We start from the raw sequence: 19,505 nt of genomic DNA, 5'->3' as shown, positions 1-19,505 counted from the left end.
TGTTACTGCCGTGTAATGCCTCAGTTGTTCCTTCCGACCAGTGCGTAAGTCTGTGTCGCGATCTCCAGTTCCTCGTCGGTCGGCACCACGGCGACGGCCACGCGCGCGTCCTCCGGCGAGATCAGCCGCGGCTGGTCACTCCGTACGGCGTTCAGCTCGCCGTCCACCGCGAGGCCCAGTTCCTCCAGGCCCGCCACGGCAGCCTCCCGCACCGGGCTAGCGTTTTCGCCGACTCCCGCTGTGAAGGCGACGGCGTCCACCCGGCCGAGCACCGCGTAATAGGCGCCGATGTACTTCTTCAATCGGTGAATGTAGATGTCGAAGGCGAGTTGCGCCTGTTCGTCACCCTCGTCCACCCGGCGGCGGATCTCCCGCATGTCGTTGTCACCGCACAGGCCGATCAGACCGCTCTTCTTGTTGAGAAGAGTGTCGATCTCGTCCGTGGACATTCCGCCAACACGCATCAAATGGAAGATGACGGCCGGATCCATGTCACCGGAGCGCGTACCCATCACGAGCCCCTCCAAAGGCGTCAGCCCCATGGAGGTGTCCACGCACTCCCCGCCCCGTACGGCGGAGGCCGAGGCCCCGTTGCCCAGGTGCAGCACGATGACGTTCACCTCCTCGGGCGCCCTGCCCAGCAGCCTCGCCGTCGCCCGGGACACATAGGCGTGCGAGGTGCCGTGGAAGCCGTAGCGCCGGATGCGGTGGGCGTCGGCGGTCTCGGTGTCGATGGCGTAGCGGGCGGCGGACTCCGGCATGGTCGTGTGGAAGGCGGTGTCGAAGACGGCGACCTGGGGCAGGTCCGGGCGCAGCGCCTGGGCGGTGCGGATGCCGGTGAGGTTGGCGGGGTTGTGCAGCGGGGCGACGGGGATCAGCCGCTCGATCTCGGCGAGCACCGCGTCGTCGACGACGGTCGGCGCGGTGAAGGTCTGGCCGCCGTGCACGACCCGGTGTCCGATGGCGGCCAGCTCCGGCGAGTCAAGGCCCAGCCCGTCCCTGGCCAGCTCCTCGGCCACGGCCTTCAGCGCGGCCTCGTGGTCGGGGATCGGCCCGGTCCGCTCGCGGGAGGTGTCGGACTCGACGTGGGTGTGCTTGAGCCGGGAGGTCTCCTCGCCGATCCGCTCGACGAGCCCCACGGCCAGCCGGCTGCTGTCGCCCATGTCGAGCAGCTGGTACTTCACCGACGAGGAGCCGGAGTTGAGGACGAGGACGCGGGACGAGCTCACTGGGCGGTGGCCTTCTCGATCGGGGACGGGTCGGGGGACTGGGCCTGGATGGCCGTGATGGCGACGGTGTTGACGATGTCCTGGACGAGGGCGCCCCGGGACAGGTCGTTGACCGGCTTGCGCAGCCCCTGGAGGACCGGCCCGACGGCGATCGCGCCGGCCGAGCGCTGCACGGCCTTGTAGGTGTTGTTGCCGGTGTTGAGGTCGGGGAAGATCAACACGCTGGCCTGCCCGGCGACTTCGGACTCCGGCAGCTTGGTGGCGGCCACCGTCGGCTCGACCGCGGCGTCGTACTGGATCGGCCCCTCGATCCTCAGGTCGGGCCGCCGCAGCCGTACCAGCTCGGTCGCCTCGCGCACCTTGTCGACGTCGGCGCCGGAGCCGGACGTACCGGTGGAGTACGACAGCATCGCGATCCGCGGCGCCACGCCGAACTGCTCGGCGGTCGCGGCCGACTGGATGGCGATGTCGGCCAACTGCTCCGCGTTCGGGTCGGGGTTGACCGCGCAGTCGCCGTAGACGAGGACCTTGTCGGCCAGGCACATGAAGAAGACGGACGAGACGATGTCGGCGTCCGGCTTGGTCTTGATGATCTCGAAGGCGGGCCGGATGGTCGCGGCCGTGGAGTGCACGGACCCCGACACCATGCCGTCCGCGAGCCCTTCCTGGACCATCAGGGTCCCGAAGTAGTTCACGTCGGAGACGACGTCGTAGGCCAGCTCCACCGTCACGCCCTTGTGGGCGCGAAAGCCGGCGTACTTCTCGGCGAAGGCGTCCCGCAGCTCGGAGGTGGCGGGGTCGATCAGCTGGGCGTCGGCGAGGTCGATACCGAGGTCGGCGGCCTTCTTGCGGATCTGGTCCACCGGGCCGAGGAGGGTGAGCGCGCAGACCCCGCGGCGCAGCAGCACCTCGGCGGCGTGCAGCACCCGGGGCTCGGTGCCCTCCGGCAGGACCACACGGCGCAGATCGGAGCGGGCCTGCTCCAGGAGCTTGTGCTCGAACATCATCGGCGTGACCCGGTCGCTGCTGGGCGCGGAGACCCGCTTGAGCAGGTCGCCGGTGTCGATGTGCCGCTCGAACAGACCGAGCGCGGTCTCCGCCTTGCGCGGGGTGACCGCGCTCAACTTCCCCTCCAGGGAGAAGAGTTGCTCGGCGGTGGGGAAGCTGTTGCCGGGCACCGATAGCACCGGGGTGCCGGGGGCGAGGCGGGCGGCGAGGGTCAGGACGTCGTCGCTCGGCACCTCGTCGAGGGTGAGCAGCAGCCCGGCTATCGGCGGGGTGCCGGCGCTGTGCGCGGCGAGCGAGCCGACGACCAGATCGGCCCGGTCGCCCGGCGTCACGACCAGGCAGCCCGGGGTCAGGGCCTTGAGGAGGTTCGGCAGCATGGCCCCGCCGAACACGAAATCCAGCGCGTCCCGGGCGAGCCCCGCGTCGTCGCCGAGCAGCACCCTGGCGCCGAGGGCGTGGGTGACCTGCGCGACGGTCGGCGCCGCGAGGGCGGGCTCGTCGGGCAGCACATAGCAGGGCACGGGCAGCCGGGAGGCGGTCAGCCGCTCGGCGATGAGGTCGCGGTCCTCGCGGGCGACCCGGTTGGTGACCATCGCGAGGACGTCACAGCCGAGGCCGTCGTAGGCGCGGTAGGCGTTGCGGGTCTCGGCGAGCACGGACTCGGCCGGCTGCTTGCGGCCGCCCACGACGGGGATCACGGACGCCCCGAACTCGTTGGCGAGGCGGGCGTTGAGGTTGAGCTCGTCCGGGAGCTGGGTGTCGGCGAAGTCGGTGCCGAGGACGAGGACGACGTCGTAGTCCCGCGCGACGAGATGGAACCGGTCGACGAGCGTCGACACCAGCTCGTCCGTCCCCCGTTCGGCCTGGAGGGCGGAGGCCTCGTGGTAGTCCATGCCGTAGACCGTGGCCGGGTCCTGGGAGAGGCGGTAGCGGGCGCGCAGCAGCTCGAACAGGCGATCGGGACTGTGATGTACGAGGGGCCGGAAGACACCCACCCGGTCGACCTGCCGGGTCAGGAGTTCCATGACCCCCAGCTCGACGACCTGGCGGCCGTCGCCGCGGTCGATACCGGTCACGTACACGCTGCGGGTCACGCGTGCTCTCCAATCGCTGGGGCTCGGCGTCACTGTCGTCACTGTCATAAAAATCGCCCACCGAGGTGAGCGCAAAATCGCCCACCGGGGTGAGCAGAACCCTCTTGACAATACCTCTCCCGGTAGCTAAGGCGCCCGTCAGGACCGGATGCGGCAGCGCACTGTGGGACGTGGAACAATCGGACAAGGCTCACCGGTATCAACAGCGAGCAGGAGACACAGCACGATGCGCATCGGAGTTCTCACCGCAGGCGGCGACTGCCCTGGCCTGAACGCAGTGATCCGGTCGGTCGTGCACCGAGCGGTCACGCAGTACGGCGACGAGGTCATCGGCTTCGAGGACGGATACGCCGGCCTCCTGGACGGCCACTACCGCAGTCTCGACCTGGACGCGGTGAGTGGCATCCTGGCCCGCGGCGGCACCATCCTCGGCTCCTCCCGCCTGGAGCGTGACCGTCTTCGCGAGGCCTGCGACAACGCCCCTGACATCGCCCGTGACTTCGGCATCGACGCGCTGATCCCGATCGGCGGCGAGGGCACGCTCACGGCGGCCCGCATGCTGTCCGACGCCGGTCTGCCGGTGGTCGGCGTCCCGAAGACGATCGACAACGACATCTCCTCGACGGACCGGACCTTCGGCTTCGACACGGCCGTGGGTGTGGCCACGGAGGCCATGGACCGCCTCAAGACGACCGCCGAGTCCCACCAGCGGGTGATGGTCGTCGAGGTCATGGGCCGGCACGCGGGCTGGATCGCCCTGGAGTCCGGCATGGCGGCGGGCGCGCACGGCATCTGCCTGCCGGAGCGGCCGTTCGACCCCACCGACCTGGTGAAGATGGTCGAGGAGCGCTTCGCCCGCGGCAAGAAGTTCGCGGTCATCTGCGTCGCCGAGGGCGCGCACCCCGCCGAGGGCTCGATGGACTACGGCAAGGGCGAGATCGACCAGTTCGGCCACGAGCGCTTCCAGGGCATCGGCACGGCACTGGCGTACGAGCTGGAGCGCCGCCTCGGCAAGGAGGCCAAGCCGGTCATCCTCGGACACGTCCAGCGCGGCGGCGTACCGACGGCGTACGACCGTGTCCTCGCCACCCGCTTCGGCTGGCACGCGGTGGAGGCGGCCCACCGGGGCGAGTTCGGCCGGATGACGGCTCTGCGCGGGACCGACGTGGTGATGGTGCCGCTGGCGGAGGCGGTGACCGAGTTGAAGACGGTGCCGAAGGACCGGATGGACGAGGCGGAGTCGGTCTTCTAGGTCGTTTCTCGGTCCGGCTAGCCGGTGATCTCCTGGACGTTCGTCCAGAAGTGCTCGACGATCCGGTCGAGGAAGTCCTGACCGGACGCGTCGGCGCCGCTGTCGCCGCCACTGTTGGTGCCCCAGCTGAGGGTGGCCACCATCTGCCCCTGGTACTTCCGGTGCAGCTCCTGAAGGGCGTCCTCCAGGAGCCGCCGGTCCAGGGGCACGATCTTGCCGACCGGGCGGACATAGGCCTGCCAGCGCGTGGTGACCGCGCTGCGGAGGTGTTCGGCGAGGCGTGGCTCGCGCCCGGTGACGGTCACGAAGTCCGGCAGGTCGAGTTCCAGCAGCTCGGCGAGGGCGGAGGCCTGGCGTTCGGTGCCGCGCCAGTCGTTGTTCTCCTCCATCCGCAGATAGGCGAGGATCTCCAGGCCGAGGGCGCGGGCGACGTCGTCGGGGGCGAGACCGCGGGTGATGCGGTGCTCGCGCAGGGTCCGAGGCCGCCCGATGAGTTCACCGGGGGAACACCACAGCACGCCCGCGAGGGCGGTCAGCTCCGGGCTGGTCGGCGAGACCATGCCGCGCTCCCAGGCGATCACCAGATCCGGGGTGACGTACGGCATCCCGTACGAGGCCCGCATGCCGTAGGCGACATGCTCGGGCCCCATGTTGAGGGCGGCTCGGAGGCGGCGGGCGGCGGGGGCGTTGAAGGGAGGGCCTGGCTGGTTCGGAAGAGCTGGGGGTCGGCGCACGGGGCACAACGTAGGGGCGTGCGCCGGTGGTGACTACGGTCTGTTCGGCCAGGATCACGGATTGTAGGAACGTACGGTTTCGGCCAGGGGTTCGGGTGTCCGGAGATCGGCTGTCGGCGGGGCGGGCGCGGTGGTGAGGATGGCGCGGAACGGCTTGTGAGTGCTTGACCGGAAGGACGGCGGCTCCGTGTACGAAGTGAACGGCAAGGTAGAGGGGCATATTCGCGAGCGCTTGCTGGCGCCCAACTTCTGGCACCTCGCGACGGTCGGGGCCGACGGCACGCCGCAGATCTCGCCCATGTGGGCGGATCTCGAAGGCGAGTACGTCATGGTCAACACGGCAATCGGACGCGTGAAGGAAGAGAACCTGCGGCGCAATCCCGCCGTCTCCTTGTCTCACCATGACCCCGAGAACCCTTACGACCGGGTGGAGATCCGGGGGCGGGTGGTGCGGTTCGTGGAGGGGGAGGAGGCGGAGCGGTCGATGGACCGGCTGACGCGGAAGTACATCGGGGAGGAGCGGTATCCGTGGCTGCTTCCCGGGGAGCGGCGGGTGATGCTGCTGATCGAGCCGGTGCGGGTGCGGAGGGTGGTGGGGGTGGAGCCGTTCCGTCCTGGGGTTCTGCCGGACCAGGGTGATCTCAGCCTTTGACCGCCCCGCCCAGGGCGAACCCTCCGCCCAGCCGTCGGGCCACCAGTACGTAGAGCAGGATCACCGGCGTCGAGTACACGACCGAGAACGCCGCCAACTGCCCGTACGCCACCATCCCCCGGTTCCCGAAGAACTCGTTGATGCTCACCGCCGCCGGCATCTGGTCCGGGGTGAGCAGGAGCATGAACGGGACGAAGAAGTTGCCCCACATCATGACGAAGGAGAAGACGGTCACGACCGCCACTCCTGGGCCCATCAAGGGGAGGACGATGCGGAGGAGGGACTGGAAGGGCGACGCGCCGTCCGTCCACGCGGCCTCCTCCAACTCCTTCGGCACTCCGTCCATGAAGTTCTTCATCAGCCAGATGGCGAAGGGGAGTTGGGAGGCGGCGAAGAAGAAGATCGTGCCCTGCATGGTGTCGATGAGGTTCACGCGGACGAACAGGGCGTAGACCGGGACCATGATCGCGGTGATGGGCAGGCTCGTCGCGAAGAGGATGGTGAGGAGGAACGGGCGGTTCAGACGGGAGCGGAAGCGGGACAGGGGGTACGCCGCCAGCGCCGCGCAAGCCACCGTCAGTGCTGTTCCGCCGCCGCAGAGGAGGAGGCTGTTGAGGAGGGGGGTGAAGGTGATGTCCGGCTTCAGGATCGCGTCGAAGTTGTCCAGGGTCAGGCTGTCGGGGAGCTTCACCTTCAGGTTCGCGTCCGGGTCGAGGGCGGAGAGCAGGACCCAGGCCAGGGGGAGCAGGAACGCGGCGGCCAGGGTGAGCAGGCCCGCGTCGGCGGCGAGACGGTGCGTTGTTCTGCGGGATGTCGGGGCGGACATGGCGTCAGATCTCCGTCCGTAGCAGACGTACGTAGACCATCGAGAACAGGCCGCCGACCAGCAGGAGCAGCAACGCCACCGCCGTGCCGTAGCCGATCATGCTCTTCTGGAACGCCTCCTCGTACATGAAGAGGGGCAGCGTCTGGCTCTTCCCGCTCGGGCCGCCTCTCGTCATCACCCAGATCAGGCCGAAGACGGACAGGGTCTGGAGGGTGATGAGCATCAGGTTCGTGGCGATGGAACGGCGGATCATCGGGAGGGTGATGTGCCACAGGCGACGCCAGCCGCCGGCGCCGTCGACCTCGGCGGCTTCGGTTATCTCCTTGGGGATTTCGTTCAGGGCTGCTGAGTACACCAGCATCGAGAAGGCCGTACCCCGCCAGACGTTCGCGAAGGACACCGCGAGGATCGGGAGCGTGAACAGCCAGTTCTGGGTGGGGAGATGGAGCCAGTCGAGGAGGGCGTTCAAGGTGCCTTCCTTGCGGAAGAAGGCGTAGAGGAGAAAGCCGGCGACCACCTCCGGGAGCACCCACGCGGTGATGACTATCGCGCCTGTCAGGGTGCGCACCGGCTTCGAGGCGCGCTGCATCAGCGCCGCGAGGGCCAGGCCCAGGGTGTTCTGGCCGAGCAGCGCCGATACGACCGTGAAGACCAGCGTCAGCCATACCGCGTTGAGGAACGCCTCGTCCCCGAACGCCGTACGGAAGTTGTCGAAGCCGACGAACGACTCATGGGCCTGGCCGGTGAGTTGGAGGTCGGTGAAGGCGATGTAGGCGCAGTAGGCGATGGGGCCGGCGAGGAAGAGGAGCAGGAGGAGGGTGGCGGGGGTGAGGGGGAGGATGCGGGCGACGGTTCGCTTCATGCGGTGCCGCCGCTCACTTCTGGATCACCTGGCCGTCGGCCGCCGACTTCAGTTCCTCGTCGTAGCCCTTCGCCGCGTCCGCCACCGACTTGTCGCCCGTCGTGACTCCCTCCATCGCCTCCTGGATGGCCGTGGAGACCTTCGGGTACGCCGGGAACGCCGGGCGGTAGTGGGTGCTCGCCACCAGGTCCGTGAAGAACTTGATGCCGGGCTGCGCGGCGGTGTACGCGGGGTCCTCGGCGACGTCCTTGCGGACCGCGATGCCGGAGTTGGCGATGTACCACTTCTGGGCGTTGGCCTTGGTCTGCATGGTCTTGATGAAGTCGAAGGCGAGGTCGGGGTTGGCCGCCTTGGCGGGGATCGCCCAGGTCCAGCCGCCGGACATGCTCACCTTGCCGGGTGCCTGGCCGTGCTGGGTGGGCATGGGGGCGAGGCCCAACTTGCTTGACCACTCAGGCCATTCGTGGCCACTGCCCTCCAGCCAGTCCTGCGGGAGCCAGGAGCCGTCGAGGTCGATGCCGAGCTTGCCGTTGGGGAGGAGGTCGCCGCGGACGATGGTCTGGATGTTGGGGTCGAGGGCGGTCTCGACGTCCGGGCCGAGCTTCTCCTTGTAGACCGTTTCGACGAACGTGAGGGCGTCCTTGAAGCCCTGGCCGCCGGCGATCCACTTCTTGGAGGTCGAGTCGTAGAGGGGGTCGGTGCCGCCGGTGTCCGTGCCGTACAGGAGCATCTCGAAGCCCTGCATCGTCGCCGCCTCGCCCGCGGGTTTGCCGGTGTAGACGTTGAGGGGCGTGACGTCGGGGACTTTCGCCTTGATCGTGCGGGCCGCGTCGAGGACGTCGTCCCAGGTCTTCGGCTGCCAGTCGGCGGGGAGACCGGCCTTGGCGAAGATGCCCTTGTCGAACCAGAGGCCGCGGGTGTCGGTGCCGTCCGGGACGCCGTACGTCTTTCCGTCCTCGCCCTTGGCCGCCGTCTTCGCCGTGTCGATGAACTGGTTCCAGTCGGGCCACTTGGCGAGGTAGGTGTCGAGGGGCTTCAAGTAGCCGCTGGTGATGTCGGAGTTGATGAGGAACGTGTCCTCGTAGACCAGGTCCGGGGCGGTCTTGGGGGAGCGGAGCATCTGCTGGACCTTGGTGTAGTACTCCGAGTCCGGGGCCTTGATGGGGATCAGTTCGACCTTCTTGCCGGGGTTGGCCTTCTCGAACTGCTTCTTGATGCCGGCGAGGTAGTCGTCCATCACCTTGATGGAGTTGTCCGTCGACTGTTTGAAGGAGACCTTCAGGGTGTCCGGGTCGCTGCCGGAGCCGCTGCCGCACGCGGTGAGGGCGGTGGCGGCGAGGGCGGCTGCGAGGAGTGCGGGGAGGGCGGCGGTGGGGCGCACGGGCATGACCTCCTGCGGGCTCACGTGGGGTGGGGCGCGGGATGGGTGCCTGGTGAACGTAGGTGGGGTGGTCTAGTCAGGTCAATGCGTGTGCGTGCGCGGGATTGAGGACGGGGAGATTAGAGGAGGTGGTCGGCTTTGCCTGCCTTGATGTCGCGGATGAGGGCGCGGAGGGCTTCGCGGGAGTCGGTCAGGGGGTGGTCTTCCTGGCCGGTTACGGCGATGTAGGCGTTGCCCTGGGGGTCGGTGCCTATGCGGAAGCAGTTGGCGCCCTCTCCGCAGAAGGGGTCTTCCCAGGTGACGTCGGTCATGGTGGCGCTCCTAGAGGTCGTCGGCCAGGGCGTTGATGAAGTCGTACGTGGCGGCGGGGGTGAGCGCGACGGCCTGGGCGGCATCCAACTGGGCTCGGTACTTGCCGAGTTGGGTCTCCGAGTCGATGAACTCCGGACCGTGTGTGCTGTCGAGTTCCACGGTGTCGAGGCGGGGGACGGGCGCCTCGGCGTAGACGACGGACTGTCCGGCCCCCGGGAAGCCGCCCGCCTTGAACGGGATGACCCGCAGGATCACGGTCTCGCGCTCGGACATGTGCAGCAGGTGCTCCAGCTGCCGCCGGGCCACCGCAGGGCCGCCGAACTCCATCCGGAGCGCGGCCTCGTGGAGGATCACGTCGAGCGCCGGGGGACTCGGTCGGTCGAGTACCTGTTGCCGGTCGATCCGGTGGGCGACGCGGACGTCGACGTCGTTCGGGGACAGGCGTGGGATCACGGCTTCGAAGACGGCACGGGCGTGTTCCCCGGTCTGGAGCAGCCCCGGCAGGTGCACGGTGACGGCGATACGCAGACGCGTGGCGCGCCACTCCAACTCGGCGATGTCCAGGAAACCGTCGCGGAGTTGCCCCCGGTACGCCTCCCACCAGCCCTTCTCGCGTCCGGCGGCCATGGTGGCGAGGGCCTCGACGAGGGCGCGGTCCGTGCAGCCGTAGTTGCTCGCGAGGGTGCGTACGCGTTCGGGGCTGATGCCGGAGCGCCCCGACTCCATGTTGGGCACGTTCGTGCGCGGCACCCCCAGCAGCGCGGCCGCCTGCTCCGTCGTCATCCCGGCCGCGACGCGCAACCTACGCAACTCGGTGCCGAGCCGTCGCTGACGCTCCGTCGGAGCGCTCCTCGGTGGCATCCGCCCTCCCGTTCGGCCGTGTGGGACGGGGACAGTCTGCCGTCGGCATGACGGATCGGTCCAACAGGGAGTTCAGCGAAGAGTAGTACGTGTACTCCTCCCATCCTCTACAGTCAGTGATGAGTCGGTTACGAAAAGGCGTTTCCGGAAGCGCATCGCGTGAGCCTGCCCGCGTTCTCCTTCCCTGGGAGGGGCGGGCTTGCGCCAGGGAGACAAGCCACCGGGCGTCGGTCGGGTCGTCGGCTCATTCGGTATACGCACGTCTGAACTCACGCGAGTGTGAAGGAGTCCCCCCATGTCTGTATCGGTCACCTCTGCCGGAGTCTCGGCCTGCCCGCTCTCCTTCGACGATCGACCAGCGCCACCTCCGTCCCCCGACACGCTCGCCTACAGCTTCACGCTGCCTGCCGGTCCGACCAGTCCGCGCATCGCCCGGGCGGCCACGCGAGTTGTCCTCCAGACGCATGGGCTGGCCGACATGACCGACGCGGTGGTGCAGATCGTTGCCGAACTGGCCGCCTGTGCCTGCCGGTTCACGCCCGGAAGCGAGGTGTACGTGTCCCTTCGGTACCGGGACGGGGAGGTGCGGGTGATCCTCTACGAGGGGCACGCCCGGCACTCTCATCCCCGGCTGACGGCGGCCTGCGACGCGCGTAGGCGGGCGGCGCTGCGGGTGCTCGGGTGCGTGGTGCGGGCGTGTGATGGGGAGTGGGGGTTCGGGGAGGCGCGGGAGCCTGGGGGTGGGACTCGGATGTGGGCGGTGGTGCCTTGGCGGGGGGCTCGGGGGTATTTGAGGGCGGGGTGAGGGGCGGTGGGCTATTGCGGTAGGCCGGTGGCGCGGGTGCGGGCCTCGGCGGCATCGGTGGGGGCGTTGGCTCGGGTGTAGGCGTCGGCGGCCTCAAGGTAGGTGGTGCGGGCCTGGGCCGGGCGGTCGGCGGTCTCGTGGAGGTCGGCCAGGTTGTAGAGGGCCCGCCCCACTCCGTACCAGTCCTCGCACTCCCGGCAGATCGCCAGGGAAGTGCCGTACGCCTCGACCGCCTCCACCGCCCGGCCCGCCTCCTCCAAGGCGAGTCCGAGGTTGTTCCACGCCGTCGCCTCACGAGGGCGGTCCCCGGCCGCCTGGAACAGGTCGCGGGCCCGGGTGTCGGCCTGCACCGCCTCCTCCACCCGGCCCACCTCCCGCAGGGCGAGTCCGAGGTTGTTCCACGCCGTCGCCTCACCGGGGCGGTCCCCGGCGGCCTGGTGCAGGTCGCGGGCCCGGGTGTGGGCCTGCACCGCCTCCTCCACCCGGCCCACCTCCCGCAGGGCGAGTCCGAGGTTGTTCCACGCCGTCGCCTCACCGGGACGTTCCTCTGCGGCCTGGTACAGGTCGCGGGCCCGGGTGTGGGCCTGCACCGCCTCCTCCACCCGGCCCACCTCCCGTAGAGCGAGTCCGAGGTTGTTCCACGCGCTCGCCTCGCCCCGCTGGTCACCCGCCCGCCAGGCCGCCTCCCGCCCCGCCTCCGCCACCGCAATCGAATCGTCGAAATACCGCCGCCACTCCAGATACTCCGCCAGACACTGAGCCAGCAGCACCGCCGCCGGCGCGAACCGCTCCTCCCGACCCCACTCCACCGCCGCCACCAGCCCCGCCCGCTCCCCGTCCAACCACGCCAACGCCTCCCCCCGCTCCCTGAACCGCTCCGGCACCTCCCTCCCCGGCAGCCACCGCAACCGGTCATCCGCCGCATCCGCCCACCGCAGATACCACTCCAGCACCCGCTCCCGAGCCCCCTCCCCCTCCTCCCTCAACCCCACATCCCCCACCACCACACCCACCCCGAACACCCGCACCAAGTCATGCAACCGCCACCGCACGGCAGCGGCCGTGCCGTCGACGCAAGGCACCGGCGTGACGAGATGAACGGCGGCCAAGTCCTCCAGCAACCGCAGCGTCACGGGCTCTTCGAGGTCGGCCAGGGCGCAGATCGCCTCCGTGGCGATTTCTGTCCCCGGAGCCAGCGCGAGCAAGCGCAGCAGCCGGGCCTGCTCGGGCGGCAGCCGTCGGTATGACGTCTCCAGTACCGGACGCAGGACCAGGGACCGGCCGTACAGGTCCGTCCCGGGGCTGCCCTGGTCGAGAACGGCCGTCGGGTCTCCGGCGCTTCGGATCTCCGCCACCAGCGAGGCGATGCCCCGATGGCGCCGCCGCCGTAGCATGCCAGCGGCGATCTGCAGCGCAAGGGGCAAGTGGCCGCAAAGGAGCGCCAGTTCGCCCAGCGCGCCTGCCTCCCGTGCCGGACGGTCGTCGCGTTCGTCGGTGTCGTGCAGGGCGCGGGTCAGCAGCGCTGCCGAGTCGTCCGGGGTGAGCGTTTCGAGGTCGATGAGTCGGGCCGGGAGGGCGTCGGAGCGGTCCCGGGAGGTGATGATCACCCGGTGGTGGTCCGTGCCGGGCAGCAGCGGCAAGTACTGGGACGGGTCCGAGGCGTTGTCCAGGATCAGCAGCATCCGCTCCCGTCGCTCGGTGAGCAGCGTGCGGTAGGTGTCGTACCGGCGTTCGGCCGTCGTCGGCAGGTCCTGGTTCCGTACGCCCAGCGCGTCCAGCAGGGCCAGGACGGCCTGATCGGCAGTCACCGGGACGTCGTCGTAACCCCGCAGGTCCACGAACAGCGTTCCGCCCGGGAACCAGCCTTCCACCCGCGCCCGGTGGGCCGTCTCGACCGCGAGCGCGGTCTTGCCGATGCCGCCCATGCCGGTGACGGCGAAGATGAGGAGCGGGGGCGCGGGCGCGTCGTCGTCTGCCGGAGCGAGGTGGGGGAGCAGGCGGTCGAGGTCCTTCGAGCGGCCGGTGAAGCCCGGGGGACGCGGTGGCAGCGTCGCGCTTGCGTGGGGGGCCGGGCCGTGGGTGGTGCCCCTACCCCCGCCGCTCGGTTCTCTTGCCGGTGACGGGGCCGTAGAAGGTCCCGCCCCGGAAGTCGATGTGGTCTGCGCCGTGCGTTGCTCCGCCGTCCCCTCGTGCATGGGGACCCTCCTGGTCGGAGGAACCGCCGCGTGGCGCGTGCCTGCGGAGCACTGCCACAGTCACCGCGGCGGCCTGCTTGGCGGCGAGCGGCTGTGAACCCGAGGCGTCGGCCGCGTGCTTGTCGGTGTTGGCGTGGTCGCTGATGCCGCGGACGACCAAGGAGTCCAACCGGCCGTTCAGATGGGCGGCCTGGGTGGCTCCGTAGCCCTCCATCTCGATTGCCGCGGCGTCGTTGTAGTTCCTGCGGATGAACCGGGCGATCTCGGAGTCGGCGTCGGCCAGGACCACGTCGCCCGTGGCGATCGGCGAGAAGTGGGGCCGTACGTCGGGCATGTCCCGGACGGCGAAACGGGCCGCCTGCTCCAGCGCGTGCGAACCCGGCAGCGACCTCGGGCGGGCAAGGAAGCCTTCCGGCGTCTGCTTGCCGCCGTGGATCTCGTACACCTGCGTGCCCACGACGACGTCCCCGATCTCGACATCGTCCTTCAGGCTGCCGGCGACACCGACGAAGAACACGGCCTCCGGGCGCAGCCAGTTGATGAGCTGCGTGGTGAGCGCGGCGGCCCGGTCGGCGCCCACGCCCAGCTCGGCGATGGCGAGCTGCCATGCCGTGCCGGGCAGTCGGCCCTGCTCGATACGGGTTCCGTCGCGGTGGACGCGCTCGTGCCGCTCCTCGACGTGCGCGCGTACCGCGGCGTATTCGAGGGGAAGCGCGGTCAGGACGAGAGCGGTGGATACGGTCTCCGGCACACTCATAAGGTACGCCGGGGAAGGGGAACGCGTGGCTGAACAGGACGTCACCGTCGGGCAGTTGCTGCTCGCCGAGTATCAGACGGTCAAGGACGAGCAGAAGGCGCGGATCGGGTTCCGCGACAACCTGCTCTACGTGACCCTGACGGTCGTGGCCGCCGTCATCGCCGCCGCCGCGCAGGCCAAGCAGGCGTCGATGCTGCTCGCGCTGCCGCCGGTGTGTGTCGTGCTGGGGTGGACCTATCTCGTGAACGACCAGAAGATCTCCGCGATCGGAGCGTATGTGCGGGGCGAACTCGCTCCGAAGCTCGCGGAGTTGGTCCAACCGGGGAGTGAGCTCCAGGTATTCGGGTGGGAGAACGCTCATCGGGGGGACGCGCGGCGGGGGTCGCGGAAGGCCCTGCAGTTGGCGGTGGATCTGCTGGCGTTCTGCGGGGTGCCGTTGGCCGCGCTGGTGGTGTTCTGGGCCGCCGGGGGGAGTGGGTTGCTCGTCGCCTTGTCGGGGTTGGAGGCGCTTGCCGTGGGTGGGCTCGCCTCGCAGGTGGTGTGGTATGCGAATGGCGCGTGAACTCCCGTAGGACGCCCTACCTTTGACCGTACGGCACCGGGTACGGGACGGCGGGGCGGGTGGATGGAAGCAGCGTGGCTTACGGCTCTTCTGACGGCTCTGGTGGAGGGCGCGGGCGGGGACGGCGGGCGCCGGGCGGTGGAGAAGCTGGCGCAGGCTGTGGGGCTGGATGCCGGGGCGTCCGCCAGGGCGATTGCCGAGGCGGCGGCGGTTCCGGTTCGGCGGGATGCGGTGCGGGAGTGGGGCGAGGGCGTGGCCGACCTGCTCGCCGCCGATCCTCAGGGCGGCGTCGCCGGTGCCGTCGCGCGGGGCATGGAGCGGTATGCGCCGGGGAGCGCGGCCTCCTGGTACGACGGTGATCACGCCGACTTCCGGGGCGGGGTCTTTCTGCGTGAGGTGGTCGGCGTACAGGTGGTGGTCCAGGGGGCTGCCGCCGTACCCGAGGCGATGGCCGGTCTGCCGCCGAGGCCCGGTGGGTTCACCGGGCGGGAGCACGAGACGGCGACGCTGCTGGCTGCGCTGGACCCGGACGGGGAGGAGGCAGCGGCGGAGACCTCGGCCGCCGTTCTCGTCGCCGCCGTGTCCGGCCTCGGCGGCATCGGCAAGACCGCGCTCGCCGTACAGACCGCACACCTTGCCTGCGAACGGGGCTGGTTCCCCGGCGGCGTCCTCTTTCTCGACCTGCACGGCTACGACCAGGACCCCGTCACCGCCGACGGGGCCCTGCAAGCGCTGCTCCGGGCCCTCGGCACCCGGCCCGAGCACATCCCCACCGCAGCGGACCAGCGGGCCGCCCTCTACCGCTCCGCCCTGGCCGCCCGAGCCCGGGAACGCGGTCCCGTCCTCGTCCTCGCCGACAACGCCTCCTCCCCGGACCAGGTACGCCCCCTCCTGCCCGGCCATCGCTGCCACCGCGTCCTGGTCACTTCCCGAGACCGCCTGCCCCAACTCGGCGCCAGACTCGTCCCGTTGGACCAGCTCACCCCGGACGAGGCGTACGAACTCCTCGACCGTGCTCTGCGGATCGCCAACCCGTGCGACAACCGGGCCACCCAGTCCCGCGACGCGGTCGGTCAACTCGCCGCTCTGTGTGGGCATCTCCCGCTGGCCCTCCAGATCGTGGCCGCGCTGCTGGCCGAGGACCCGGGCATGGCGATGACCGACCTCGTCGCGGAGCTGACGGAGTCCCGCGACCCGCTCGGCCACCTCGACGACGGCGAGCGCAGCGTCCGCGCCGCCTTCGACCTCTCGTACCGCCGACTGCCGCCCGAGCAGGCCCGGTTGCTGCGCCTGCTCGCGCTGGCACCGGGGCCCCAGGCGAGCGACGAGGTCGTCGCTGCGCTGGTTGGTGCGGAGGTACCGCCGGTACGGGAACTGAGGGCCCTGGCTCGTGCGCATCTCGTGGAGCGGGGGAGTGGGCGTGGGCGGTGGCGGTTGCATGACTTGGTGCGGGTGTTCGGGGTGGGTGTGGTGGTGGGGGATGTGGGGTTGAGGGAGGAGGGGGAGGGGGCTCGGGAGCGGGTGCTGGAGTGGTATCTGCGGTGGGCGGATGCGGCGGATGACCGGTTGCGGTGGCTGCCGGGGATGGAGGTGCCGGAGCGGTTCAGGGAGCGGGGGGAGGCGTTGGCGTGGTTGGACGGGGAGCGGGCGGGGCTGGTGGCGGCGGTGGAGTGGGGTCGGGAGGAGCGGTTCGCGGAGGCGGCGGTGCGGCTGGCCGTGCGTCTGGGGGTGTATCTGGAGTGGCGGCGGTATTTCGATGACTGGATTGCGGTGGCGGAGGCAGGGTGGGAGGCGGCCGGGCGGGCGGGTGACCGGCTGGGGGAGGCGATCGTGTGGAGCCACCTCGGCCTCGCCCTGCGGTATGTGGGTCGGGTGGAGGAGTCGGTGCAGGCCCTCACCCGGGCCCGCGACCTGTACCAAGCTGCCGGGAACCGTCCCGGTGAGGCGATCGCGTGGAACAACCTCGGCATCGCACTGCGGGAGGTGGGCCGGGTGGAGGAGGCGGTGCAGGCCCACACCCGAGCCCGCGACGTGTTCCAGGCCGTCGGGGACTACTCAGGTGAGGCGAGCACGTGGGGCAGCCTCGGCATCGCACTGCGGGAGGTGGGCCGGGTGGAGGAGGCGGTGCAGGCCCTCACCCGGGCCCGCGACGTGTTCCAGGCCGTCGGGGACCGCCCCCGTGAGGCGATGGCGTGGAACAGCCTTGGTCTCGCCCTGGAGGCGGCGGGCCGGGTGGAGGAGGCGGTCGAGGCGTGCGGCACCTCTCTGGAGATCTGTCGGGAGTGCGAGGACTGGTACGGCGCGGGAGCAGCCCTTTACAACCTGGCCGACCTCCACGAGACCGCCGGCCGCCCGGCCCTGGCCCGCGCCGCCTACCTTGAGGCCGCCGACGCCTTCACTCATGCCACCGCCCCAACCGATGCCGCCGAGGCCCGCACCCGCGCCGCTAACCTCGCCGCCCCCCCACCCCCCGACCCCACCGATAAACCAACTCCGGCCTCCCCACCTGCCCATAAACCGGCGCCCGTTCAGCCCTCCCCGCCTCCACCAGATGCTCCAGATACCGCCGAGCAGTGATCCGGGAGATCCCCACGCCCTCGGCCAGCCCCGTCGCCGTAAGTCCCTCCGCCGCCTCCCGCAACGCAGCCGTCACCCGCTCCAGCGTCGGCGCGCTCAACCCCTTGGGCAGCGCAGCCGGCGAAGGCGACCGAAGTGCCGCCAACGCCCGGTCCACCTCGTCCTGCCCGCTCGCCTCACCCGCGGCCCCCCGGAACTCGGCGTACCGCACGAGCCGATCCCGCAGCGTGGCGAACGTGAACGGCTTCAGCACGTACTGCACGACCCCCAGCGAGACCCCCTCCCGCACCACGGTCAGATCCCGGGCCGAGGTCACCGCGATGACGTCCGCCTGATGCCCCGCCGCCCGCAGCGACCGCGCGAACTGCAACCCGTGCACATCCGGCAGATGCAGATCCAGCAACAGCAGATCCACCGCCGTACGGTCCAGCACCCGGCGCGCCTCCGCCCCCGTGTGCGCCTTGCCGACCGCGACGAACCCCGGCACGCGCCCCACGTACATCACATGTGCGTCCGCGGCGACCGGGTCGTCCTCGACGACCAGCACCCGGATCGGCGCTCCACCCGGCTCCGTACTCATCGCGCGCCGCCTCCCGTCACCGGCCGGGCCGTACCCAAAGCACCCGCACCCGCCGTCCGCAACGGCAACCGCACCTCGAACTCCGCTCCGCCCCCGGCCGCTTCCGCGACCGTCAGTGTCCCGTCGTGCCGGTTCACCGCCTGTCGTGCGAGGGCCAGGCCCAGCCCGCGCCCACCCGGCCCCGTCGGCTTGGTCGTGAAGCCGCGCTCGAACACCGCCTCGGCATGGGCCGGATCCACGCCCGTCCCCGTGTCGGACACCTTCAGCACCAGCGCGGAGTCCACCGCGTACGCCGTCACCGTCACCCGCGCCCCCACACTCCCCTGCGCCGCGTCCACCGCGTTGTCGATCAAGTTCCCGAGGATCGTCACGAGGTCCCGGGCAGGAAGCGATGGCGGCAGTAGACCGTCATCCAACCGGCTGTCCTCCGACACCACCAGCTCCACGCCCCGCTCGTTCGCCTGTGCCGTCTTCCCCAGCAACAGCGCGGCCAGCACCGGCTCGCTCACCGCCGCGACCACCTGGTCGGTCAGCGCCTGCGCCAGTTCCAACTCGGCCGTCGCGAAGTCCACCGCCTCCTCCGCACGCCCCAGCTCGATCAGCGAGACCACCGTGTGGAGGCGGTTCGCGGCCTCGTGCGCTTGCGAGCGCAGCGCTTGCGTGAAGCCCCGCTCCGAGTCCAACTCGCCCATCAGCGACTGGAGTTCCGTCACGTCCCGGAGCGTGACGACCGTGCCCCGCCGCTCGCCCCCGGACACCGGCGACGTGTTCACCACCAGCACCCGGTCCGCCGCCAGGTGCACTTCGTCCACCCTCGGTTCCGACGCCAGCAGCGCGCCCGTCAGCGGCGCCGGCAGCCCCAGCTCCGCCACCGAGCTGCCGACGACCTCGGCCTCCGAGGCGACGCCCAGCAACTCCCGGCCGCCGTCGTTGATCAGCGCCACCCGGTACTGGCCGTCCAGCATCAGCAGCCCCTCGCGCACCGCGTGCAGGGCCGCCTGGTGGTAGTCGTGCATCTGGCTCAGCTCGGCCGCGTTCATGTTGTGGGTGTGGCGGCGCAGGCGGGCGTTGATGGCGTACGTGCCGATCGCGCCCAGCGCCAGCGAGCCCGCCGCGACCCCGAGCAGGGCCGTCAGCTGGCCCTGGACCCGCTTGCTGATCGCCTCCACCTTGATGCCCGCGCTGACCAGGCCGACGACCTTGCCGTCCTCCATGATCGGCGTGACCGCGCGGACCGAGCGGCCCAGGGTGCCCTTGTAGGTCTCCGTGAAGGATTCGCCGGCCAGGGCGGGGGTGATCCGGCCCAGGAACTTCTTGCCTATCTCCGACTCCGTGGGGTGGGTCCAGCGGATGCCGTGCGTGTTCATGATCGTCACGAAGTCGACGTCCGCGTCATGCATGACCCGCAGGGCGTACGGCTGGAGCCGTGCCGAGGGGTCGGAGGTGTGGATCGCCGCCCGGACGGAGGGGGAGTCGGCGACCGTACCCGCCACCGCCATGGCCTGGCGGCCCGCCGCCTCCTCGGCCTGGCTGCGGTCGCTGACGTACGTGAACAGCGCGTATCCGGCCACGAGCACCGCTATCAGCACGGCCTGCATGGCGAAGAGCTGGCCGGCCAGGCTGCGGGGGCGGGGGACGGGGATGCGCATGTCGCCAGTGTGCCTCCCCGGTCCGGGCCTGTCCGCCGGCTCATGCCGCAGACGCGGGGTCTGGCACGCCGATCTGCCGCGTTGTCGTCGGTTGCCGACGCTCCGCGTCGCCGCCCTCCTCTGCCTTGCAGCTCGACGCACCAGACCCCGCTCACCGGCGCCAGTGCGG

General features: G+C 70.5%; 16 protein-coding genes and 1 pseudogene. 5 read left to right on the top strand and 12 right to left on the bottom strand.

What is annotated here, in order from left to right; genetic code table 11:
- Window positions 1–20 precede the first annotated feature (20 nt).
- Together OG866_RS13640 and pta are read right to left on the bottom strand one after the other, a co-directional pair.
- The gene (locus OG866_RS13640) at window positions 21–1,229 is read right to left on the bottom strand and encodes an acetate kinase (protein ID WP_329334569.1); all 1,209 of its coding nucleotides are present in this window, start codon (window positions 1,227–1,229) and stop codon (window positions 21–23) included.
- A complete protein-coding gene (gene pta / locus OG866_RS13635) occupies window positions 1,226–3,331 on the bottom strand; it encodes a phosphate acetyltransferase (RefSeq protein WP_329334567.1) in 2,106 nt (701 codons plus the stop codon). The genes OG866_RS13640 and pta overlap by 4 nt, the downstream gene beginning before the upstream one ends.
- A gap of 226 nt (window positions 3,332–3,557) precedes the next feature.
- Between pta and OG866_RS13630 the strand changes: the two genes are divergently transcribed.
- Entirely contained in the window at window positions 3,558–4,583 is a 1,026-nt protein-coding gene (locus OG866_RS13630; protein ID WP_329334565.1) for an ATP-dependent 6-phosphofructokinase, read from the top strand.
- A 17-nt stretch (window positions 4,584–4,600) separates the two neighbouring features.
- Here OG866_RS13630 and OG866_RS13625 read toward each other — a convergent pair whose 3' ends face one another.
- Window positions 4,601–5,317 (bottom strand): XRE family transcriptional regulator, encoded by a 717-nt coding sequence (locus OG866_RS13625; RefSeq protein WP_329334564.1) that lies wholly within the window; start codon window positions 5,315–5,317, stop codon window positions 4,601–4,603.
- A 187-nt stretch (window positions 5,318–5,504) separates the two neighbouring features.
- Here OG866_RS13625 and OG866_RS13620 point away from each other — a divergent pair, with 187 nt between their 5' ends.
- Window positions 5,505–5,969, top strand: a complete 465-nt coding sequence (locus OG866_RS13620; protein ID WP_329334562.1) for a PPOX class F420-dependent oxidoreductase — start codon at window positions 5,505–5,507, stop codon at window positions 5,967–5,969.
- Here OG866_RS13620 and OG866_RS13615 read toward each other — a convergent pair.
- The 5 genes from OG866_RS13615 to OG866_RS13595 all read right to left on the bottom strand — a co-directional run bounded on the left by OG866_RS13615 (window position 5,959) and on the right by OG866_RS13595 (window position 10,133).
- The gene (locus tag OG866_RS13615; RefSeq protein ID WP_329334561.1) at window positions 5,959–6,795 is read right to left on the bottom strand and encodes a carbohydrate ABC transporter permease; all 837 of its coding nucleotides are present in this window, start codon (window positions 6,793–6,795) and stop codon (window positions 5,959–5,961) included. The two genes, OG866_RS13620 and OG866_RS13615, sit on opposite strands and share 11 nt — an antisense overlap.
- Window positions 6,796–6,799: 4 nt before the next feature.
- Window positions 6,800–7,657: a carbohydrate ABC transporter permease gene (locus OG866_RS13610; protein ID WP_329334560.1), complete on the bottom strand. Its 858-nt coding sequence runs from the start codon at window positions 7,655–7,657 to the stop codon at window positions 6,800–6,802.
- Between the two features lie 13 nt (window positions 7,658–7,670).
- The gene (locus tag OG866_RS13605; RefSeq protein ID WP_329334559.1) at window positions 7,671–9,044 is read right to left on the bottom strand and encodes an extracellular solute-binding protein; all 1,374 of its coding nucleotides are present in this window, start codon (window positions 9,042–9,044) and stop codon (window positions 7,671–7,673) included.
- Window positions 9,045–9,157: 113 nt separating this feature from the next.
- Window positions 9,158–9,349, bottom strand: a complete 192-nt coding sequence (locus OG866_RS13600) for a hypothetical protein (protein WP_329334557.1) — start codon at window positions 9,347–9,349, stop codon at window positions 9,158–9,160.
- Window positions 9,350–9,359: 10 nt separating this feature from the next.
- The gene (locus tag OG866_RS13595; RefSeq protein WP_329334555.1) at window positions 9,360–10,133 is read right to left on the bottom strand and encodes a helix-turn-helix domain-containing protein; all 774 of its coding nucleotides are present in this window, start codon (window positions 10,131–10,133) and stop codon (window positions 9,360–9,362) included.
- Between the two features lie 373 nt (window positions 10,134–10,506).
- Here OG866_RS13595 and OG866_RS13590 point away from each other — a divergent pair, with 373 nt between their 5' ends.
- Window positions 10,507–11,016: an ATP-binding protein gene (locus OG866_RS13590; protein ID WP_329334553.1), complete on the top strand. Its 510-nt coding sequence runs from the start codon at window positions 10,507–10,509 to the stop codon at window positions 11,014–11,016.
- A gap of 11 nt (window positions 11,017–11,027) precedes the next feature.
- Here the strand turns inward: OG866_RS13590 and OG866_RS13585 are convergent, their stop codons facing one another.
- Together OG866_RS13585 and OG866_RS13580 are read right to left on the bottom strand one after the other, a co-directional pair.
- Window positions 11,028–13,013 carry a tetratricopeptide repeat protein gene (locus OG866_RS13585; protein WP_329344082.1) on the bottom strand — a complete coding sequence of 662 codons (1,986 nt, stop codon included), beginning with the start codon at window positions 13,011–13,013 and terminating at the stop codon, window positions 11,028–11,030.
- 91 nt (window positions 13,014–13,104) lie between these two features.
- Window positions 13,105–13,968: a 5'-methylthioadenosine/S-adenosylhomocysteine nucleosidase family protein gene (locus OG866_RS13580; RefSeq protein WP_329334550.1), complete on the bottom strand. Its 864-nt coding sequence runs from the start codon at window positions 13,966–13,968 to the stop codon at window positions 13,105–13,107.
- Between the two features lie 25 nt (window positions 13,969–13,993).
- Between OG866_RS13580 and OG866_RS13575 the strand changes: the two genes are divergently transcribed.
- A complete protein-coding gene (locus OG866_RS13575) occupies window positions 13,994–14,530 on the top strand; it encodes a hypothetical protein (protein WP_329334548.1) in 537 nt (178 codons plus the stop codon).
- 63 nt (window positions 14,531–14,593) lie between these two features.
- Window positions 14,594–16,984 (top strand): annotated as a pseudogene (locus OG866_RS13570) (ATP-binding protein); the annotation flags it as partial.
- Here OG866_RS13570 and OG866_RS13565 read toward each other — a convergent pair.
- Both OG866_RS13565 and OG866_RS13560 read right to left on the bottom strand, forming a co-directional pair.
- Window positions 16,977–17,687 (bottom strand): response regulator, encoded by a 711-nt coding sequence (locus tag OG866_RS13565; RefSeq protein ID WP_329334547.1) that lies wholly within the window; start codon window positions 17,685–17,687, stop codon window positions 16,977–16,979. The pseudogene OG866_RS13570 and the gene OG866_RS13565 overlap by 8 nt on opposite strands.
- A complete protein-coding gene (locus tag OG866_RS13560; protein WP_329334545.1) occupies window positions 17,684–19,336 on the bottom strand; it encodes a sensor histidine kinase in 1,653 nt (550 codons plus the stop codon). Before OG866_RS13560 ends, OG866_RS13565 begins: the two co-directional genes overlap by 4 nt.
- Between the last annotated feature and the right edge of the window lie 169 nt (window positions 19,337–19,505).

Origin of the sequence: Streptomyces sp. NBC_00663 (assembly GCF_036226885.1) — a bacterium.
Classification (GTDB): Bacteria; Actinomycetota; Actinomycetes; order Streptomycetales; family Streptomycetaceae; genus Streptomyces.
The sequence above is the reverse complement of the archived record's forward strand: the minus strand, read 5'-3'. Positions and strand labels throughout refer to the sequence as shown.

Bases quoted from the DNA above. Each gene is read 5' to 3' on its own strand.
- OG866_RS13610 (WP_329334560.1), bottom strand. From the start codon at position 7,657: ATGAAGCGAACCGTCGCCCGCATCCTCCCCCTCACCCCCGCCACCCTC.
- OG866_RS13560 (WP_329334545.1), bottom strand. From the start codon at position 19,336: ATGCGCATCCCCGTCCCCCGCCCCCGCAGCCTGGCCGGCCAGCTCTTC.
- OG866_RS13590 (WP_329334553.1), top strand. From the start codon at position 10,507: ATGTCTGTATCGGTCACCTCTGCCGGAGTCTCGGCCTGCCCGCTCTCC.
- OG866_RS13630 (WP_329334565.1), top strand. From the start codon at position 3,558: ATGCGCATCGGAGTTCTCACCGCAGGCGGCGACTGCCCTGGCCTGAAC.
- OG866_RS13595 (WP_329334555.1), bottom strand. From the start codon at position 10,133: ATGACGACGGAGCAGGCGGCCGCGCTGCTGGGGGTGCCGCGCACGAAC.
- OG866_RS13565 (WP_329334547.1), bottom strand. From the start codon at position 17,687: ATGAGTACGGAGCCGGGTGGAGCGCCGATCCGGGTGCTGGTCGTCGAG.
- OG866_RS13580 (WP_329334550.1), bottom strand. From the start codon at position 13,968: ATGAGTGTGCCGGAGACCGTATCCACCGCTCTCGTCCTGACCGCGCTT.
- OG866_RS13615 (WP_329334561.1), bottom strand. From the start codon at position 6,795: ATGTCCGCCCCGACATCCCGCAGAACAACGCACCGTCTCGCCGCCGAC.
- OG866_RS13600 (WP_329334557.1), bottom strand. From the start codon at position 9,349: ATGACCGACGTCACCTGGGAAGACCCCTTCTGCGGAGAGGGCGCCAAC.
- OG866_RS13605 (WP_329334559.1), bottom strand. From the start codon at position 9,044: ATGCCCGTGCGCCCCACCGCCGCCCTCCCCGCACTCCTCGCAGCCGCC.